Annotated in this window: 17 protein-coding genes; 15 read left to right on the forward strand and 2 right to left on the reverse strand. The window is 73.0% G+C overall.

What is annotated here, in order from left to right; all coding sequences use genetic code 11:
• Nucleotides 1–66: 66 nt before the first annotated feature.
• From AB1K54_RS09405 to AB1K54_RS09440, 8 genes are all read left to right on the forward strand, one after another.
• Nucleotides 67–1,032, forward strand: coding sequence for a metal ABC transporter solute-binding protein, Zn/Mn family (locus AB1K54_RS09405; protein WP_371202486.1), 966 nt, complete (start codon nucleotides 67–69; stop codon nucleotides 1,030–1,032).
• Nucleotides 1,029–1,853: a metal ABC transporter ATP-binding protein gene (locus tag AB1K54_RS09410; RefSeq protein WP_371202487.1), complete on the forward strand. Its 825-nt coding sequence runs from the start codon at nucleotides 1,029–1,031 to the stop codon at nucleotides 1,851–1,853. The genes AB1K54_RS09405 and AB1K54_RS09410 overlap by 4 nt, the downstream gene beginning before the upstream one ends.
• Nucleotides 1,850–2,719: a metal ABC transporter permease gene (locus tag AB1K54_RS09415; protein WP_371202488.1), complete on the forward strand. Its 870-nt coding sequence runs from the start codon at nucleotides 1,850–1,852 to the stop codon at nucleotides 2,717–2,719. The genes AB1K54_RS09410 and AB1K54_RS09415 overlap by 4 nt, the downstream gene beginning before the upstream one ends.
• Entirely contained in the window at nucleotides 2,716–3,138 is a 423-nt protein-coding gene (locus AB1K54_RS09420) for a Fur family transcriptional regulator (RefSeq protein ID WP_371202489.1), read from the forward strand. The genes AB1K54_RS09415 and AB1K54_RS09420 overlap by 4 nt, the downstream gene beginning before the upstream one ends.
• A gap of 210 nt (nucleotides 3,139–3,348) precedes the next feature.
• Entirely contained in the window at nucleotides 3,349–4,383 is a 1,035-nt protein-coding gene (locus AB1K54_RS09425; protein ID WP_371202490.1) for a permease, read from the forward strand.
• A 25-nt stretch (nucleotides 4,384–4,408) separates the two neighbouring features.
• Nucleotides 4,409–5,221: a TIGR03943 family protein gene (locus tag AB1K54_RS09430; protein WP_371202491.1), complete on the forward strand. Its 813-nt coding sequence runs from the start codon at nucleotides 4,409–4,411 to the stop codon at nucleotides 5,219–5,221.
• Nucleotides 5,211–6,635, forward strand: coding sequence for a hypothetical protein (locus AB1K54_RS09435; protein WP_371202492.1), 1,425 nt, complete (start codon nucleotides 5,211–5,213; stop codon nucleotides 6,633–6,635). Before AB1K54_RS09430 ends, AB1K54_RS09435 begins: the two co-directional genes overlap by 11 nt.
• 105 nt (nucleotides 6,636–6,740) lie before the next feature.
• A complete protein-coding gene (locus AB1K54_RS09440) occupies nucleotides 6,741–7,406 on the forward strand; it encodes a DNA-3-methyladenine glycosylase (RefSeq protein WP_371202493.1) in 666 nt (221 codons plus the stop codon).
• A 37-nt stretch (nucleotides 7,407–7,443) separates the two neighbouring features.
• Here AB1K54_RS09440 and AB1K54_RS09445 read toward each other — a convergent pair whose 3' ends face one another.
• Nucleotides 7,444–12,312 (reverse strand): SCO7613 C-terminal domain-containing membrane protein, encoded by a 4,869-nt coding sequence (locus tag AB1K54_RS09445; RefSeq protein WP_371202494.1) that lies wholly within the window; start codon nucleotides 12,310–12,312, stop codon nucleotides 7,444–7,446.
• Between the two features lie 381 nt (nucleotides 12,313–12,693).
• On the opposite strand from AB1K54_RS09445, the gene rpmB reads away from it, so the two are divergent.
• Genes rpmB through rpsN form a run of 3 tightly spaced genes read left to right on the forward strand, consistent with a single transcriptional unit; the run spans nucleotide 12,694 to nucleotide 13,410 of the window.
• Nucleotides 12,694–12,930 (forward strand): 50S ribosomal protein L28, encoded by a 237-nt coding sequence (gene rpmB, locus AB1K54_RS09450; protein WP_141896204.1) that lies wholly within the window; start codon nucleotides 12,694–12,696, stop codon nucleotides 12,928–12,930.
• Complete coding sequence (rpmG, locus tag AB1K54_RS09455) at nucleotides 12,930–13,100, forward strand: 50S ribosomal protein L33 (protein WP_195692547.1); 171 nt, start codon at nucleotides 12,930–12,932, stop codon at nucleotides 13,098–13,100. Before rpmB ends, rpmG begins: the two co-directional genes overlap by 1 nt.
• A 4-nt stretch (nucleotides 13,101–13,104) precedes the next feature.
• On the forward strand, nucleotides 13,105–13,410 hold the full coding sequence (rpsN, locus tag AB1K54_RS09460) for a 30S ribosomal protein S14 (protein WP_371202495.1): 306 nt from the start codon (nucleotides 13,105–13,107) through the stop codon (nucleotides 13,408–13,410).
• A 232-nt stretch (nucleotides 13,411–13,642) separates the two neighbouring features.
• On the opposite strand, the gene AB1K54_RS09465 is transcribed toward rpsN, so the two are convergent.
• The gene (locus AB1K54_RS09465; RefSeq protein ID WP_371202496.1) at nucleotides 13,643–14,470 is read right to left on the reverse strand and encodes an alpha/beta hydrolase; all 828 of its coding nucleotides are present in this window, start codon (nucleotides 14,468–14,470) and stop codon (nucleotides 13,643–13,645) included.
• Nucleotides 14,471–14,624: 154 nt separating this feature from the next.
• Here AB1K54_RS09465 and AB1K54_RS09470 point away from each other — a divergent pair, with 154 nt between their 5' ends.
• The 4 genes from AB1K54_RS09470 to AB1K54_RS09485 all read left to right on the forward strand — a co-directional run bounded on the left by AB1K54_RS09470 (nucleotide 14,625) and on the right by AB1K54_RS09485 (nucleotide 19,123).
• On the forward strand, nucleotides 14,625–15,206 hold the full coding sequence (locus tag AB1K54_RS09470; RefSeq protein WP_371202497.1) for a TetR/AcrR family transcriptional regulator: 582 nt from the start codon (nucleotides 14,625–14,627) through the stop codon (nucleotides 15,204–15,206).
• A 298-nt stretch (nucleotides 15,207–15,504) separates the two neighbouring features.
• Complete coding sequence (locus AB1K54_RS09475) at nucleotides 15,505–15,792, forward strand: HU family DNA-binding protein (protein WP_371202498.1); 288 nt, start codon at nucleotides 15,505–15,507, stop codon at nucleotides 15,790–15,792.
• 335 nt (nucleotides 15,793–16,127) lie between these two features.
• A complete protein-coding gene (locus AB1K54_RS09480) occupies nucleotides 16,128–18,101 on the forward strand; it encodes a cytochrome c oxidase assembly protein (protein ID WP_371202545.1) in 1,974 nt (657 codons plus the stop codon).
• A gap of 35 nt (nucleotides 18,102–18,136) precedes the next feature.
• Nucleotides 18,137–19,123, forward strand: a complete 987-nt coding sequence (locus AB1K54_RS09485; protein WP_371202499.1) for an alpha/beta fold hydrolase — start codon at nucleotides 18,137–18,139, stop codon at nucleotides 19,121–19,123.
• The last annotated feature ends 15 nt before the right edge of the window (nucleotides 19,124–19,138 follow it).

The following is a 19,138-nucleotide window of genomic DNA, read 5'->3' on the forward strand; positions in this document are numbered from 1 at the left end:
GCGTATTCGACGTGCGAACGAAACGCAAAAGTTGAGAACGATTATCAGTAGCGATAGGGTTGCGGTATGGCTCGTCGCTTTCTCGTCGTCTCCGCGCTCGCCGCGGCATCCGTCCTCGCTCTTGCCGGCTGCGCCGCACCCGCCACGGGAGGTGCCGACGACGGGCGGATCGAGATCGTCGCCTCCACCGACGTGTACGCGCAGATCGTCGACGAGCTCGCCGGCGACCTCGTCGAGGTGACCGCGATCGTGTCGGGCTCGAACCAGGATCCGCACTCGTTCGAGCCCAGCGCCCGCGACCAGCTCGCTGTGAGCCGCGCCGACCTCATCATCGAGAACGGCGGCGGCTACGACGCGTTCGTCGACGCGCTGATCGAGGCATCCGGTTCCGAGGCCCCCGTGCTGACCGCCGTCGAGTTCTCGCCCGCGTGGCCGGGTGACGAGCACGCCGACGAAGGTGACGAGCACGCCGACGAGGGCGACGAGCACGGCCACGACCACATCGAGGGTTTCAACGAGCACGTCTGGTACGACCCGGCCACCATGGGTGCGTTCGCGCAGGCGATCGCCGACGAGCTCGAGACCCTGATTCCGGATGCCGCCGCCGACCTGACGGCGAACCTCGATGCCTTCACCGCCGAGATCGAAGGGCTCGAGGACTCTCTCGCCGACATCGCGGCCGAGCACGCCGGCGCGAAGGTGTTCCTCACCGAGCCGGTCCCCGGCTACCTCGTCGAGGCGGCCGGGCTCGTGAACGTCACGCCCGACGCGTTCAGCGAGGCCGTCGAGGAGGGGCAGGATGTCGCGCCCGCGACGCTGCTGGAATCCCTCGCGCTGATCGACTCGGGCGACGTGCGCATCGTGCTCACCAACACCCAGACCGGCGGCGCCGAGACGACCGAGATCGCCGAAGAGGCCCAGGGCCGCGACATCCCGGTGCTGGCGTTTTCGGAAACGCTCCCGGAGGACGAGACTTACCTCTCGTGGATGCAGGCGAACATCGAGGCGCTCGCGGGGGCGCTCGCGGCGTGACCGACCCCGCCGACGCGGCGGCCCCGCTGCGCATACGGGGCGCTGCCCTTCAGCGCGGTGACCGCGCGCTGTGGAGCGGGCTCGACCTCGACGTCGCGCCCGGCGAGCTCATCGCCGTGCTCGGGCCGAGCGGGTCGGGCAAGACGACGCTGCTGCGCGCGATCCTCGGCCTCGAGCCGTTGAGCGCCGGCACCATCACGGCGCTCGGCGAACCGGTCCGCACGCGCGGGAACCGCCGCATCGGGTACATCCCGCAGCAGCGGCCGCTGCCGCCCGAGACGGCGCTGCGCGGGCGCGACCTCGTGGCGCTCGGGGTCGACGGGCACCGCTTCGGGTTTCCGTGGCCGCGACGCGGCGACCGCGCGCGCATCGACGGGCTCGTGCGCGCGGTGGGCGCCGAGGGCTTCGCGAACCGCCCGGCGGGCACGCTGTCGGGCGGCGAACAGCAGCGACTGCGGGTGGGCCAGGCGCTCGCGGACGATCCGCGGCTGCTGCTGTGCGACGAGCCGCTCACGAGCCTCGACCTCGCCAACCAGCAGGCCGTCGTCGGCCTCATCGACAAGCACCGGCGCACCGGAGCGGCGGTGCTGCTCGTCACGCACGACATCAATCCGGTGCTCGGGCGGGTCGACCGCATCCTCTACCTCGCCAACGGCCGCTTCACGCTCGGCACCCCCGACGACGTGCTCACCTCGCGCACCCTCACGGAGCTGTACGGGGCGCCGGTGTTCGTGCTGCGCGCGGGCGACCGGCTCGTGGTCGTCGGGGCACCCGACGCCGAGGCATCCCACCATCATCACGACGGCGAGGCCACCGCATGAACTGGCCCGACGTGTGGGACGCGCTGTTCGGCGGGCTGCCGTACTACGGCGAGATCCTCGCGCTCGTGTCGAACTCGGTGTGGGCGGGCGCGGTGCTGGGGCTCGTCGGCGGGCTCGTCGGCGTGTTCGTGATGCAGCGCGACATGGCCTTCGCGGTGCACGGCATCAGCGAATTGTCGTTCGCGGGGGCCGCCGCGGCGCTGCTGATCGGCGCCGACGTCGTGACGGGATCCATCGTCGGCTCGCTCATCGCCGCCGCGATCATCGGGTGGCTGGGAGCGCGCGCACGCGACCGCAACTCGATCATCGGCGTGCTGATGCCGTTCGGGCTGGGCCTGGGCATCCTGTTCCTGTCGCTCTACGACGGCCGCAGCGCCAACCGGTTCAGCCTGCTGACCGGGCAGATCGTCTCGGTGCAGTCCGGGCAGCTCGGCTGGCTCATCGTGATCGGCGCGGCCGTGCTGGTGGGGCTGCTGCTCATCTGGCGCCCGCTGCGCTTCGACTCGCTCGACCCGCACGCCGCCGCCGCGCGCGGCGTGCCCACGACCGCCGTCTCGCTGCTGTTCATGCTGCTGCTCGGCCTCATCGTCGCCGTCGCGGTCCACATCATCGGGGCGCTCCTGGTGATGGCGCTCCTGGTCACCCCGGCCGCCGCGGCGATGCGGGTGACTGCGGGGCCGCTGTCGGTGCCGCTGCTGGCGGCCCTGTTCGGCTTCGTGTCGGCCGTGGGCGGCATCCTGCTCGCCGTCATGGGAACCCTGCCGGTGAGCCCCTACATCACGACCATCTCGTTCGTGATCTACCTCGTGTGTCGCGGAGTCGGCGCGCGCAAGGATCGCGTCACGCGAGCCCAGGTGCACCCATGACGACCCCGACACCCCGAGCCCCCCAGCGCACGACGTGGCAGCGCGAGCGCGTGCGCGAGGCGCTCGCCGACGCCCGCGGGTTCGTCAGCGCGCAGACCCTGCACGCCACCCTTCGCGAAGACAACACCGGCATCGGGCTCGCGACCGTGTACCGCGCCCTGGCGGGTCTTGCCGCCACCGGCGAGGCCGACTCGCTGCAGAGCCCCGAGGGCGAGAACCTGTACCGCGCGTGCGCGAGCCCGGGCCACCACCATCACCTGATCTGCCGTTCGTGCGGCCTCGCGGTCGAGATCGAGGCGAGCCAGGTCGAGGTCTGGGCGCGCCGCACCGCCGAGCAGCACGGATTCAGCGACGCGCAGCACATCGTCGATATCTTCGGCCTGTGCGCGACGTGCGCGCGGGCGCGATCCCGCGCATAGGGCCGGCACGCCGTCGCTGCGCCAGCCATGCCGCACGCACGCCGTGCGCAACTCCTGAAGTTCTCGGCGCAATCCTCGGCGCGACCGCAGGAACCCGGACGACGGTGTCCTGCACCCGATCTTCAGGAGTTGCGCACACGCGCGCGACCGTAGGGTCGCGGGCGGCCGCTCTCGGCGGGCGCTGAGGTTGCCCTCGGTAGACTCCCCGGCATGGGCCAGGCAGACACACGGATGCCGCGCGCCGCGCGCGTGGAGCCCTCGCCCCCGGCGAAGGCGGCCGTCGCGATCGCGATCGGCCTCGTCGTCGTCGGCGCGCTGTTCCTCATCGACTGGCTTCTGCCGCAGCTGTATCCGGCATCGCTGCCGAGCCGCGCCCAGGACGGCCTGACGCTCGCGATCAGCGTGCTCATCGAGTCGCTGCCGTTCGTCGCGCTCGGGGTGGCGCTGTCGATCATCGTGCAGGTGTGGGTGCCGCCGGGAGTGATCGAGCGATGGATGCCGCGGCGGGCGTGGGCCCGTCGCATGGTGCTGTCGCTGCTCGGCATGATCGTGCCGGTGTGCGAGTGCGGCAATGTGCCGTTCGCCCGGGGACTGCTCATGCGCGGGTTCAGCGTGGCCGAGACGATGACGTTCCTCATCGCCGCGCCGATCGTGAACCCCATCGTGATCATCACCACGCACCAGGCATTCGGGTTCTCGGACGGCATCCTCGTCGCGCGCCTGCTCGGCGGGTATGCGATCGCCAACCTCATCGGGTGGCTGTACTCGCGGCATCCGTCACCCGATTCGCTCCTGACCGAGCGCTTCCGCGACACGTGCGAACTCGTCGTGCATGAGCCGGGCGGCCAGTGGCGCCGCAGCCTCGCCCAGTTCGTCATCGAACTGCGCGCGGTCATGCCGGCCCTGGTCATCGGGTCGGCGCTCGCCGGGGCCGTGCAGGTGCTGGTTCCACGTGAAACCCTGCTCGCGATCGGATCGAACCCGGCCCTGTCGATCATCGCGATGATGCTGCTTGCGATGGTCGTGGCGATCTGCTCGAACGTGGACTCGTTCTTCGCGCTGTCGTTCGCGTCGACGTTCACGCCCGGAGCGATCGTGGCGTTCCTGCTGGTCGGGCCGCTGGTCGACGTCAAGATGCTCGCCCTCATGCGCACGACCTTCACCTGGCGCACCCTCGGCGGGATCGTCGTGATCGTGGTGCTGTCGGCGTTCGCCATCGGAACGGCGGTGAACCTGCTTGTCTGAGATCGCTTCGCGAGAATCCGGGCGGATGCGGGCCGCCTCGCTGGGCACGCGCTGGCTCGGCGTGGGCCTCGCGTCGGTGCTCGCCGTCGTGACGCTCGGGCTCGGTGTGACCGGGCGACTTGGGCTCTACATCAACCCCGAGTCGGCGTGGTGGGCCGTTTTGATGGCGATCGTCGTGCTGCTCGGCGCCGTCGCCAGCTTCGCGCTGCCGCTCGGGGCGGAGGCCGACCACGGACACGATCACGGTGGCGCCGGGTCGTCCGCGCGGGACGACTCGTCTCGCTCCGCTCGCGGGGCGACGCGCGCCGACCACGACCACCACAGCCACCGCGCCTCGCCGCTCGGGCTCGCTCTGACCGTGACGGGCGGGGTCGTGGCATCCGCCGTCGTCGTGGCGACTCTCGTGCTGCCGCCGGCGACGCTGTCGGCCGACCTGGCGATGGCGCGCGACACGGGAGCGCCCCCGCTGTTCGCAGGGGCCGACGCCGTGAGCCTCGCCGCGACGGGCGACACCGCGTCGTTCGGCATCGGCGAGTGGGCCACGGTCTTCGCGACCGCGACCAACCCCGAGGCCTTCGACGGCGACACGGTGCAGCTCACGGGCTTCGCGACGCCCACCGACCAGGGGGATTTCACCCTCACGCGCCTGGTGATCTCGCACTGCGTCATCGACGCCCAGCCGGCCGGGGTGCCGGTCGCCGGCGGCAGCTCATCGCCCGACACCGGCCAGTGGCTGCAGGTCACCGGCGTCGTACGCGCCACCTCGGACGGTCGGTTGGTGATCGACGCGTCCTCGGTCGAGAAGATCGACGAGCCGACGGACCCGTATGAGTACTGACGCCACGACCCGTCGAACCCGAAAGCGCACGCGGCGCTTTCGCGCGTTCGCGGTGGCGTTCACGGCCGTCGCGGCGATCCTGGCGGTGGTCGGTCTCGCGGGCGCGACGGCGAACGTCGTGCAGGGTCCGCGTGTGACGGGAGTGCAGGTGGATCCGGCCGCGGCGGCCGCGTCATCCGGCGCCCGTCTGATCGTCACCACCTCGCAGCCGCTCGCCGAGGTCGACCCGTCGCAGGTCACGATCACGCCCGCGACGCCGTTCGCCGTCGACACCTCGGGCCGCTCCGTGGGGGTGCGCTTCACGCTGCCGCTGTGGGACGACACCGAGTACAAGGTGGTGTTCGCCGGGGTGACAGGCGCCGGCGCGGGGCCTGCGGCCACGATCACCGAGACGTTCCGCACGCCGCCCGCCGAGGTCTTCCTGCTGCAGCGCAGCGGCGGCGACGACGCGATCTTTCGCACCGACCTCACCGGCGAGCAGGCGCGGCCGGTGTTCCGGCATCCGCACATCGAGGACTATCGCGCGACCTCCAGCCACCTCGTGATGTCGGTGCGCACCGACGACGACGAGGCGCAGCTGATCGTGACCGACCTCGACGGAAAGAACGAGCGCACGCTGAAGCTGCCCGGCGAGGGCTTCGTCTCGAACCTGCAGACCGCAGACCGGGGCGAGCTGATCGGCTACACGTTCTCGGACGAGGACCTCTCGCACGACGGCGGCCGTGAGAGCACGCTGTTCGTGGCCTCGACGAACGACTCCGAGGCCGATGCCCAGCCGCGCGCGGTCGAGGTCGCCGGTGCCGATGCCCGCGTCTCGGAGTATCAGTTCGTGCCCGACTCCGACAGCCTGCTGCTGCTGTCGTTCGACGGCAGTCTGCTGCTGACCTCGGGCGCGGATGCCGCGGCCGCGCCGACCGCGCTGGGCTTCGCGTTCGGGATCGACGGCATCGCCCGCGGCACGTCGGCTGCCGTGGTGATGCGCCCCGAGGCGCGCGCGGTCATCGACCTGAACGACGCGAGCGAGGAGCCGCTCGTGGCCGCCGCGGGCAAGGGCCTCATCACGTCGGTGACGCCGCTCACCACCGGCGGGACGGTGCGGGCGTCGGCCGAGCTCGACGGGGCCAGCGGCCAGCCCACCGGCCGCACGATCGTCGGGTTCGTGGGCGACGACGGCGCGACGCGCCCGCTCATGGACGTTCCGAACACCGACGCCGTGCTGCAGACGTGCGTGTCGCCCAGCGAACGCTACGTCGCCGTGCTCGTCGCGCCCGACGCGGTGTCGAACGGGTACGACACGTACCTGCTGCCCCTGCCGCGCAAGGTCGAGACGCACATCCTGAACCTTTCGGACGGCTCGGAGGTCGTCGCGCTCGCCGGGTCGTCGATCTCGTGGTGCCAGGTGCCGCCGGGCTGAGGCATCCGTCTCCCGCGCTGCGGCAATCGGCCTTCGCGTCGCAACGCCGCAGGAGCGGCTGCCGGGTGAATCCGTGCCGCAGCGGGCCCGCCGTAGACTCGCCCCATGGCGGAGGCGGGACTGCGAAGAGCGACCCGCGCCGACCTCTCGGGGCTGCCGGTCGACGTCGCGCCGCGGCTGCTCGGCGCCGTGCTGACGACGACCGTCCGGGGCGAGACTGTGGCGGTGCGCCTCACCGAGGTCGAGGCCTACCACGGGCGCGGCACCGGCTCCGTGCCCGATCCAGGGTCGCACGCGCGCATGGGGCCGACCGCGCGCAACGCCACGATGTGGGGCGAACCCGGGCGGCTGTACGTCTACCTCAGTCACGGCATCCACTCGTGCGTCAACGTCGTATGCGGCCCCGAGGGGGTCGCGGGCGGAATCCTGCTGCGCGGGGGCGAGGTGATCGAGGGCGCGGATGCCGCCACCGGCCGCCGTCCGGCCGCCCGCTCGCCGCGCGACCTCGCGCGCGGGCCCGGTCGCCTCGGTGACGCGGTGGGGCTGCGGCATCCGGTGCACGACGGCATCGACGCGATCGCGGGGACCCCTCTTCACGGAGCCGTGGCGCGCCTGGCGCTCGCCGCCGAACCCGTGGCCGACTTCGCCTCGGGACCCCGGGTGGGGGTCGCCGGCGTCGCCGGGGGAACGGGTTTTCCGTGGCGGTTCTGGATTCCGGGAGACCCGACGGTGTCGCCTTTCCGGTGGGGGCGCGGCGCCGACGGAACCTGAGGCGGGCGGGTCGGGGCATCCGTCGCCCGCCCACCTGTCACCGCAGAGACGCGACCGCCGTGACGGCGGTGCGCAGCTGCCGGACGCGCCGCTCGTAGGTCGCGGCGAGGAAGATCAGCACCGCACCGCCGATGCCCAGCCACAGCCACCACGGCACCGTCGCGTAGGCCGCCGCGATCCACGGCCACAGCTGGGCGGCGCCGTGCGCGAGAAGCACGGTCGATCCGAGCACGAGCGGCGCCTGCAGCCGCAGCAGCGCGCCGATGACGACCAGCGCCAACGCCGCGACGCCCAGCGTCACGACGCGCACGAGCCCCGGCGCCACGGCGGCGTCATAGCACAGCGACGGCAGCGTGAGCAGGGTGATCCACGGCCCGAGCACCGGCCACGAACGCGCGGAGGGATGCCGCATCAGCACGTGCGCGCCGACCGCGAGCCCGCCCAGCGCGGCCGGCAGCGCGACGATCTCGAACGGCCGCACGCCGAAGGCGAGCGTCGTGGCCAGCGCGAAGACCGCGCCCGTGACGCCGGTCGTCAGCGCGAGCGCGAAACCCCACCGGCGACGCCATGCGAGGCCGGCGACGGTGGCGGCGACGAGCGCCGTCATCGTGATCGCTGTGCGGGGCACGTCCGCCGTGTCGGCCTGCGCGACCAGCAGGAGCTCGCCCGCCGACAGCGCCGCGACGAGCGCCGCCAGCAGCCTGCCCGTCGCCGTCCACACCGTCCGCGACCGCGTCGAGCCCAGCGCGGCGACCGCGATCGACGTGGCGACCAGCGCCGCGATGAGCACCCAGAAGTCCGCCTCGAGCCCGGGCCGCCCGCCGACGGCGAGAAAGCGGATGCCGCTTGCCGCCGTCGCGACGACCGCGGCGCCGATCGCCGCCACGCCCGCGAATCCCCGCCACGTGCGCGAGCGCAGCACCGTGGCGACCGCGACGCCGGCCAGTCCCGCCGCGAGCACGGTCACGGTCGTGCGCACGAGGTCGCCGTCGGCATGCACGACCACGACCGCGACGGCCAGCACGACGCCGGCCGCGGTGAGCGGGGTCGTGACCGGCGTCGTGCCTGCCGGCGCGCTCGTCGCGATGAGGGCGGCGGCGACCGCGATCGCGCCGAGCGCGGCGCCCAGTGCCAGCACCTCGCTCCCGGCGAGCGACGGGGCGGCGAGGACGCGCGCGCCCATCGCCAGGGCAGAGGCGGCAAGCAGCACCGCCGAGGGCACGCGCACGCGCCACGCAGCCGGGATCGGCGCGAGCGCGACGCCCACCGCCCCCGCCAGCGCCGCGCCGATCACGGTCGTCGCGCGCACCGCGTCGATCGGCGCGAACAGGCTCGGCGCCGTCGCGAGCGCGAGGCCCGCGAGCCACACCGACGTCTCACCGGCCGGCCACGGCTGCCCGTCGCGGCGGCGACGCGCCGTCGACAGCGCCGCTGCGGCCAGCAGCGCCCCAGCGAGAGGCAGCGTCGCGGCCTCGACCTGCGCCAGCCCGCCCAGCGCGAGACCGGCGATGCCGACCGCGGCGGCCCCGGCGAACGCCGTCCAGCGCGTCGCGGCGGTGAGCGGCTCGCGACCGAGCGCGGCGCACCCCACGTGCAGCAGGGTCAGCAGCGCGAGCGCCGCCGAGACGACCGCCGCGCTCCGGCCGGAGGGGAGCACCGCGAGCGTCGCCGCGGCGACCGTGAGCGGCACGACGGCAGCGGCGAAGGCGCGCGACGATGCGCGGGCGGGCTCGGCGAGCGCGAACCCGCGCCCGGACGCGATCGCCGTACCCACGAGCAGCACCAGCCACGCGGCATCCCCCGCCCCGCCCGTCACCGCGCGCCCGATCGCGACGGTGCCGAGCGCGGCGAGCGCGACGACAGCACCCACCGGCGCCGTCGGGCGCACGCGCCGCACGGGGGTGAGGGCGAGCGCGAGGCACGCGCCCGCGGCGACGACCGCGACCGCGATCGCACGGGCATCGGCACCCGCACTCGCCAGCGCGGGCATGCCGAGACCGATCGCGAGACCGAGGGCGAGGCACACGGATGCCTCGCCCCGGCGCCGCAGCCGCACGAGCGCGCCGGCCAGCCCGACCAGCGCGACGCCCGCGGGGATCGCGTACGCCTCGACCGGGGCGCCGGAGGGGCCCGCGAACGCGAGCCACAGCCACCACGCCCCCACCGCGGCTGTCGCCGCGGGCCACACGAACAGGCGCCGCGGCGCGGCGGCCAGCGGTGCGCCGTCGGCGTTCGTCGCGAAGACGTCGTCCTCGGGCGAGGTCGTCGCTCCCGTCCAGCCCCGGGTGACGCTCATCGCGGCGAACCCGAGCGCGGTCAGGCCCAGGGCCGCCCACGCCCACGTCGCGCCGACCTGCCACACCGCCAGCAGCGCCGCGGCGGCGGCGCCGATCTCGGCGGGCACGCGGAGCGTGGGCATCCCTTCGCGGACGGGCGTGCGCAGCGCAGTCCACGCGGCCAGCCCCACGACGGCGACCGCCGACGCGAGCAGCGCGACCGCCGTCCAGGCGCGCGTGTCGAGTGCGAGCGCGGCGAGCCCGGCGCGAAGGGTGAGGGCGAGCACCGGGGCGGTGAGCGCGGCGGCCCCGATCGCGGCGGACGCCGACAGCAGCGAGCCGCGGCGCGCCGCCGCGACGAGGGCGGCCAGGACGAGGCATCCGATCGCGAATCCCGTCACCGGCCCGCCCAGCCGCGCTGCCAGTTCGTCGTGGGAGCCCGCGGCGGCCAGCCCGGCTCCCGAGAGGATCGTGATCACGAGAATCACCTCGGCCGCCAGCGCGAGCGCCGCCCGGCTCGCCCGGTCGATCGGCACGAGCAGAGCGACTGCGAGCGCGACGAACGCGATCGCCTGCACCAGCAGGGTCGCGGCCCGCACGCCCGGGCCCGTCACCTCCAGCACCGCCCCGAGCGCGGCCGGTGCGACGACGGCCGAGACGGCGGCGACGGCGACGGGCGCGACGGCGAGTGCGACCGATGCCGCTTTCGAGGGCCGCAGCGCGAGGCGAAGCGCGATCGGCAGGGCGATAGCCGCGGCGACCGCGATGCCCCACAGCCAGGGCGCGGCCGTCGACTCGAGGTAGGCGGCCGTGGTGGCCCCGACGCCTGCGACGATCCAGCCCGTGCGTGAGCGCGGGTCGGCGCCGGAGCGCGTGCGGGCACGGCCGCGGGCCAGCGCCGCGACCGCGACGGCGGCCACCGCGAGGGTCACGGCGACGGCCGGCAGGGCGAGGGCGGGCGCCGCGGCGGCGCACAGCAGCAGGGCTGCGGCGACGACCACGCGCACGTCGCGCAGCACCGGCCGGGCGAGCGTGGGCGAGACGAACAGCAGACCGCCGAGCACAACGGCCACGGAAATCGCCGCGATGCTCGGCCAGTCGGCGGTGGCCGGCCACGCGAGGGCAGCGGTGCGCCACGGGATCCAGGATGCCGCGATCCCGGCGCCCGCCGACGCCCACCACACGGTGACCGTCGTGAGGATCGACAGCGCCCCGACGACACCGGCGCTGACGGCGGCGGCGCGCAGCCGCGGCATCCGCACGCGCCCGAGGTCGCACGCCACCGCGACGGCCACCGCGATCACCGGTGCGTACAGCAGCGGGTCGGGCGTGGGCCCGACGCGCATCGCGAGCTGCCACCCGGTGAGGGCCGCCACGGCCGCCGCGAGGCCGGACGCGACGCCCGCGAGCACGTCGCCCGCCGGCACGCGCCGCTCGGCGGTCCGCGGCAGCAGCCGCGCGTGCGCGAGCCCGAGCGCGCACACGGCGAGGTTCACGACGACGATCCCGGCGACCCCGCTGATCGCGGCGAACGAGACGGCCGCGGCAGCGGCGAGCGCCGCGACCCCGAGCCCCGCGAGCACGACGCGGGTCGCCGCCCCGGCGCGCTCCCGCGCGGCGGTCGACCACGGCACCGGCAGCGCGTGGCCGAGCGTCGCCGCCGACGCGGCGAGCAGACCCGCCGCGGCGGCGGGGGCGGGCGCGAGCGGCAGCATGCCCCCGACGAGCAGGCCGACGCCGACCGGCACCGAGACCGCGGCGGCGAGGTCGGGCGCGCGCAGCCCCGAGAGCGACGCCCACGCGCGTGCCCCGACGCCGACGACGAGCGCCGTGACGCCGGTGTAGATCGCCGCGTCGGTCGCGCCTGTGCCGAACAGGTCGTTGGCGCGGATCGCCCAGCCGTCGAGGCCGAGCAGCACCATGCCGAGCACGGCCAGGCCCTCGGCCGTGGCCGTGAGCGACCGGCGCCGCAGCCACGTCGCGACGCCGATCACCGCGAGCGTGACCGCGCCGATGATCATCGCTCGCACCGCGAGGCCCCACACGAACCACGCGAGCAGCAGGAAGAACACCGCCGCGATCCCGACGAGCGAGACGCCCACCGTGAGCAGGAGGGCGGGCACCGTCAGACGCCGACGGCGAGCGGATGCCTCCACCGGAGGCCGCGGTGACGGCCAAGGCTCGCCGCCCGGCGCGGGCGGCATCGATGTGAGGGCGACCGCGGCGTCCGCGTGGGCGGGCTCAGCCTCGAACGCCCACTGGGCTTCGAGGGACTGCTCGGCGGCTCGGGCCGCCTCGGCCGCACGCACCCGCTCGGCCTCGCGCTCGCGGGCGACCTCGCGCTCGCGCGCCGCCTCGGCCGCGCGCGCCGCGTCGGCCTCGCGCGCGCGGGCTGCGGCATCCGCCTGCGTCGCCCGGATCGCCTGGATCGTCGCACACCGCTCGCGCTCGAGCCCGAGGATCTGCCTGCCGAGACTGCGCACGCGCGGCATGCGCGCGTCGTCGAGGTCGAGCCCGCAGCCGGCGCAGAGGGCGCCCGGCGCGGCGGCGAAGCAGGACGGGCAGCGGCCGACGTCGGCGAGGACGCCGGGATACGCGGGGTCTGCGGTGTCGACGGGTGAGGACGTCATGGTGCTCCTGAGGTCGGGAACCGGCCTCTGCCGGGTTCGACGATGCTGGCAGGCCATCCTTTGCGATCGGGGAAATTTGTGGCGCTCCACAACAGGAAGCGGCCAGATCGGTTGGCTATCATCGACAAAGACGCACGGTGTCGGCCGAATGGGGGACACCGACGAGCGCGCCGCGGGAGGCCGCCGCGGATCGGCTCCGATCCGGCCGGATCAGGCGGGCCGAGGCATCCGTGCTAGACTGACTCTTTGTCTGCGCGCACTCCAGCACGCAGTTCGCATCCCCTCTTCGATCGGGCCTTCACCGGCCGGGTCGGGCGCGGGGTGCAGACAAGGGATCTTGGGTGGGGCCGTCCGGCTCCACGGTACTAAGGAGACATCACTATGGCAGCAGTGTGCCAGGTGACCGGTGCTGTTCCCGGCTTCGGTCACAACATCTCGCACTCGCACCGCCGGACGAAGCGCCGCTTCGACCCGAACGTGCAGAAGAAGACCTACTACGTGCCGTCGCTGGGCCGCAACATCAAGCTCAACGTGTCGGCTAAGGGCATCAAGGTCATTGACGCCCGTGGCATCGAGGCAGTCGTGCGCGACCTGCAGGCGAAGGGTGTGAAGCTCTGATGGCCAAGAAGTCACAGGACGTCCGTCCGATCATCAAGCTGCGTTCGACCGCGGGCACGGGGTACACCTACGTGACGCGCAAGAACCGCCGCAACAACCCCGACCGCATCGTGCTGAAGAAGTACGACCCGGTCATCCGCAAGCACGTCGAATTCCGAGAGGAGCGCTGATCTCATGGCCAAGAAGAGCAAGATCGCGCGCAACGAGCAGCGCAAGGTGGTCGTCGACCGCTATGCCGCCAAGCGCGCGGAGCTGAAGAAGGCTCTCATCGACCCCAACTCGACCGACGAGCAGCGCGAGGCCGCTCGCGTGGGCCTGCAGAAGCTGCCCCGCAACGCGTCGCCCGTTCGTCTGCGCTCGCGCGACGTCATCGACGGCCGCCCCCGCGGTGTGCTGTCGAAGTTCGGCATCTCGCGTGTGCGCTTCCGCGACATGGCGCACCGTGGCGAGCTGCCCGGCGTGACCAAGTCGAGCTGGTAATAGCGAGGCTTCGACAAGCACTGTCGAGCGGGTGACAGCCCGCGCATCCGCGTCCGAAAGGCCCGGAGTTCCCGTCGGAACTCCGGGCCTTTCGCGTCGACGGACGCCGGGTGGCGGCATCCGTCACCGGGGGTTTCGTGACCGGCTCGTCGGCTCTTTCTGTGGTTCTCGGCTCATTTCGCGACCCCAGAACAGCGAAATGAGCCGAGAAGACCGATGACGGATGCCGCGGCTACACGGCCGCGACCGGCTGGGCGTGCTCGACCGCCCACGCGAGGGCGAAGTCGGCGACCTCTTCCCAGCCGTCCTGGCTGATGATGCGGTGCGTGCGGCCGGGCCACTGCTTGTACTCGACGACCGCGCCGCTGCCCGAGGAGGTGTACTTCTTGACGATCGCCTTGCCGATCGCCGGCGGCACGACGTGGTCGATCTCGCCGGTCATGATGAGCAGCGGAGCGCGGTCGGTGCGTCCGTACTCGACGTGGGTGACGCCGCCTTTCTCGTTGAGCACCGAGGTGACGCCCTCGAAGAAGACGCGGTTGTACGAGTTGACGGCGTACTCCTTCCAGAGCTTGTCGGACTCGGTGCGGGGCAGGTCGTTGCCGAACGTGAAGTGGAAGTGACCCTTCGAGAGGGGCTTCGCGCCGTTCTTGCCGAACGGGTTCGACAGGATCGGGGTGCCCGTCCACAGCGTCGACAGCGGCAGCGCGGTGACCCCGGCCGTCTGGCCCGGCTCGACGCCGACGTAGGCGACGCCCAGCCCGCGGTCGGCGAGCATCTGCGTGATGACGCCGCCGAAGGAGTGGCCCATGATGATCGGCTTGTCGGGCAGGGCGCGGATGATCTGCTCGTAGTGGTCGGCGATCTGCTTGAGGCCGATGCCCTTGAGCGGCTCGGGGTGCGAGCGGATGTCTTCGACCGAGCGGTCGTCGATGCCGGGCCAGCCGGGCACGATGACGTCGTGGCCGGCCGCGCGGAAGCGCTCGGCCCACGTGTCCCAGCTCTTGGGGGTCATCCAGAGTCCGTGGATCAGGACGATGGGGGTCTTGGTCGTGCTCATTGCGGTTCTCCTTGGTCGGCGGTGCTTCTGTGAGAAAGCTGCGGTTCCCGGAGCCGGTGTGTCTCGACTGAGGTAACCTACGATGGTAGACCGAACGTTCTATCTACACAACTGATTCCCAGATTCACGAAGTTTCTCGAAAGCGAGCAGGACCATGAGCACCGCCCTCGTCGCCCCACCCGTCACGGGCGCTCGCGCGCGGCTTCTCGCCGCGGCCACCGAGCTGTTCTACGCCGAGGGCATCCACTCGGTGGGCGTGGACCGCATCATCGGCGCGGCCGGCGTCACACGCGCGACGATGTACAAGCAGTTCGGCGGCAAGGAGGAGCTCGTGCTCGCCTACCTGCGCAGCGAGGACGAGCAGCTGCGCGCGCTGTTCGCGGGGGCGGGGGCCGAGGCATCCGATCCTTCTGTCCTGCTCGCCCTCGTGATCGACGGCATCGCCACCGACATCGGCGAGCGGCACACGCGCGGCTGCCCGTTCATCAACGCCGCCGCCGAGTACCCCGACGACGGGCCGGTGCGCGAGCTGATCGCCGAGCATCGCGAGTGGTTCCGCGAGACGCTGCGAGAGCTGGCGGATGCCGCGGGCCTGGCCGACCCGGACGCCGCGGCGGCCGCGCTCGTGCTGCTGCGCGACGCGGCGCTCGTGGGCGGATACCTCGACGGCGAGGATCGCGTCGCGCCGGCGTTCGAACGCACCGCGCGTGCGGTGCTCGCCGCGCATCGGGCCTGATCCCGGCGGCGCAGGGCGGGTCATCCGAGCGTTGTCGGCTCATCATTCGACCCGACAACGCTCGAACGACCCGAGAGGACAGACGACGGATGCCGCGCCCGGGGCCGTCGTCACATTGGTCTCACGAACCCCACCCGTGTTCGCGACACGCGAAAGAATCCGTCGCGATCGCCTGAAATCCGCGTAATTCCGCGGAACGTGGGTATATTCGGGGGCGGTCGAACAGACCGCCCGGGGGGTGTCTGCCTCTCGGTCCACGCAATGAAACGGCGGCGACCGCCGCCGTGGAGGACAACACATGGCCGACAAGTCCATCACCAAGACCGAACTCGTCGCGAGCATCGCCAGCGCCACCGGGCAGAGCCAGTCCGCCGTGTCGAGCGTGCTCGACTCCCTCTTCTCCACCGTCTCCGAGGCGGTCGCCAAGGGGAGCAAGGTCTCGATCCCCGGCTGGCTCTCGTTCGAACAGGTCGCCACCGCCGCCCGCACGGGCCGCAACCCGCAGACCGGCGCCGAGATCAAGATCCCCGCGGGCAAGCGCGTCAAGGTCACCGCCGGCTCGAAGCTGAAGGCCGCGGTCAAGTAACCGAAGGACTGCAAGAGGGGGGATGCCGCGACCCGCGGCATCCCCCCTCCGTCGTTCCCACCACCCGCCCTGCTCCGCCCGTCGAGAAGCCGTGTTCTCGCCGAGAGCACACGCTGTCGACGTCGAAGACATGCGGACTCGGCGAGTTCGCGTGATCTCGACGCCGACGCCGCACCGACGCGGGCGCGGCGCGCGGGCGCGGGCGGGGCGGGGCGGGGGCGGGCGGCGGCCTCCCGGAATCGGCGAACTAGGCTGGACGGGTGATCTCCACGCCCTCTTCCCGCGTCGCCGATGCGCCGCGCGACGCCTCGGGGCGCAGTGACACCGCCCGCGCGCTGCGGGCCGCCGGGCCGGCGATCCTCGTCGTGGCCGCGCTGATCGCCCTCGTGGCGGCGCTGGCCTACGGCGGCGGCGCCGCGCCGCTCGTGTACGGCGACCCCGGCCCCTTCGCGCGTTGGGGCGTGCCGATCGCGAAGCTCTTCGTCAACCTGAGCGCGGCCGGCATGGTGGGCACCCTCGTCACCGCACTGTTCACCCTGCGTGCGCGCGAGCGCGAGTTCGACGTCGCGCTGGATCTGGCATCCGTCTCAGCAGCGGTGTTCACGGTCGCGGCGGGCCTCACGGGCTTTCTCACCTTCGTCGACGCGTTCAACCCCGCGATCGACGCGGGGCCGCAGTTCGGGGCGCAGCTGGGCAGGTTCCTCGTCGAGACCGAGACGGGCCGCGCGTGGCTCATCGCGATGATCGCGGGGGCCGCGCTCACGGTGCTCACGTTCGCCGTACGGTCGTGGACGCCGACGCTGATCGTGGCGATCGCCGCCGTGGCGGCCCTCGTGCCGATGGCGACGCTCGGCCACTCCGGCGAGGAGTCCAACCACAACGCGGCCGTCATGGCGATCGTGCTGCACACCATCGCGGCGGCGGTGTGGCTGGGCGGGCTGGTGCTGATGGTGGTCGTCAGGCCGGCGCTGACTGCGGATGCCACGGCCGCCGCCCTGCGCCGCTATTCGAGCATCGCTCTCGTCGCCTTCATCGTGGTCGCCGTGTCGGGGACGGTGCGCGCGGCGATCGGCGTCGGAACGTGGGAGGCGCTGTTCGCCTCTGCGTACGGCGTGCTCGTGCTCGTGAAGGTCACGGCCCTCATCGCGATCGGCGTGCTCGGCGCCGTCTATCGCAATCGCCTGATCGGACGGATGACGCAGGGCAGGGCATCCGCCCGCTTCTGGGGTCTGGTGACGCTGGAGCTCGCCTTCATGGGGGTGGCTGCAGGCGTGGCCGCGGCGCTGGCGCGCACGCCCCCGCCGACGACGTCGAACCTGCCCGCGGTGCGCACGCCGGCCGAGATCCTCACCGGGTCGGCGCTGCCTCCCGAGCTCACGCCGCTGCGGTGGATCACCTCGTGGGAGATCGACCTGCTGTGGGCGTTCGTGGCCGCGTTCGGACTGTTCTTCTACCTTGCGGGCGTGTGGCGGTTGCGCCGCCGCGGCGATGCGTGGCCGGTGTACCGCACGGTGCTGTGGGTCGCCGGGCTGGTGCTGCTCGCATGGGTGACCGGCGGCGCGGTCAACGCGTACCAGGACTACCTGTTCAGCGTGCACATGATCGGGCACATGCTGCTGACCATGGCGATCCCGGTGCTGCTGGTCGCGGGTGCTCCCGTGACGCTCGCGGCGCGCGCGATCCGCAAGCGCGATGACGGCACGCGCGGCGGCCGCGAGTGGATCCTGTGGGCCGTGCACACGCCGTTCGCGCGCGTGGTCACGAACCCCTTCGTCGCGGCCGGCATCTTCGTCGGGTCGCTGTGGGTCTTCTACTTCACCGACCTGTTCCGCTGGTCGCTGTACGACCACATCGGCCACGAGTGGATGGTCGTGCACTTCCTGATCTCGGGGTACCTGTTCGTGCTGACGCTGATCGGCATCGATCCGGCGCCGTACCGTCTGCCGTACCCCGGTCGCCTGGTGCTGCTGATCGCGGTCATGGCGATGCACGCGTTCTTCGGCATCGCGATCATGATGCAGTCGGGCCTGATGGTCTCGGAGTGGTTCGGTGCGATGGGCCGCACGTGGGGAGCCACCCCGCTCGAGGACCAGTACATCGGCGGCGGCGTGGCGTGGTCGATCGGCGAGATCCCGACGCTGATCCTCGCGATCACGGTCGCGATCCAGTGGAGCCGCAGCGACACCCGCGAGACCAGGCGCCGCGACCGGCACGCGGACCGCACGGGAGATGCCGAGCTCGAGGCGTACAACGCCCACCTCGCGGCGCTCGCGGCGAAGGACGAGCGCGAGGCCCGCGCGGGGCGCTGAGCGCCGGTGCGCGAAGGGGAGAAAGCCAGGAGAGGATGACGACCACGTCTGAGAAGAAGTTCCGCTATGAGCTGCAGTCGACGCCCGCGGGCGCGCGCAAGCGGCGCTCGCCCGGCGCCGAGGCGCCGGACTGGTTCGTCGCCGCGCTCGCCGACGAGCCCGAGACCGGCACGACCGTCGTCGACGGGACCTCGGTCGCGTGGCGGGCGTGGGGACCCGCGCGTGGGGCGGGGGTCGTGCTGGTGCACGGCGGCGCCGCGCACGCGCGATGGTGGGACCACATCGCCCCTGCGCTGGTCGAGGGCGGGCGGCGCGTGGTGGCCGTCGACCTGTCGGGTCACGGCGACAGCGGCCGGCGCGAGGAGTACGACCTCGACGCGTGGGCGGCCGAGGTCGCGGGGGTCGTCGCGGCGATGGGTTTCCGCGCGCCGCCGGTGGTGATCGGCCACAGCATGGGCGGATTCGTCACGCTCAAGCTCGCCGCACGTCTCGGCCGCGGCCTCGCCGCCGCGATCGTGGTCGACTCCCCCGTGCGCGAACTCACCCGGGAAGAGCGCGAACTGCGCGCGGCGCGGGTCGTGCCGCGTCAGCCGAAGGTGCACGAGTCGTTCGAGTCCGCGGTGCGCCGGTTCCGGCCGATTCCGGATCAGGAGGTCCTCGACTACGTCGCGGCGCACATCGCGCGTCACTCGCTGCGGCCGGTGCCGGACGGCTGGGTGTGGAAGTTCGACACGGGCATCTACGGGCGCGAGTTCCTCGAGCCGGGGCAGGTCGACCCGGTCGAGTGCCGCGTCGTGCTCGTGCGCGGCCAGCACGGCATGCTCACGGGCCGCATGAGCGCCGCCCTGCGCGAGCGCCTGGGCGGGACGGCGACAGAGATCGAGATCCCGGATGCCGGGCACCACATCATGCTCGACGAGCCGCTGTCGCTCATCGCGACGCTGCGGGGCATGCTGGACGACGAGCCGCTTCGGGCCGGCTCCGCGGAGCAGGAGGACGCGGCGGCGATGCCGTCCGCCTGACCTGCTCGCGGCGCG

Source organism: Microbacterium sp. BWT-B31, assembly GCF_041379855.1.
In the GTDB taxonomy this organism is placed as follows: domain Bacteria; phylum Actinomycetota; class Actinomycetes; order Actinomycetales; family Microbacteriaceae; genus Microbacterium.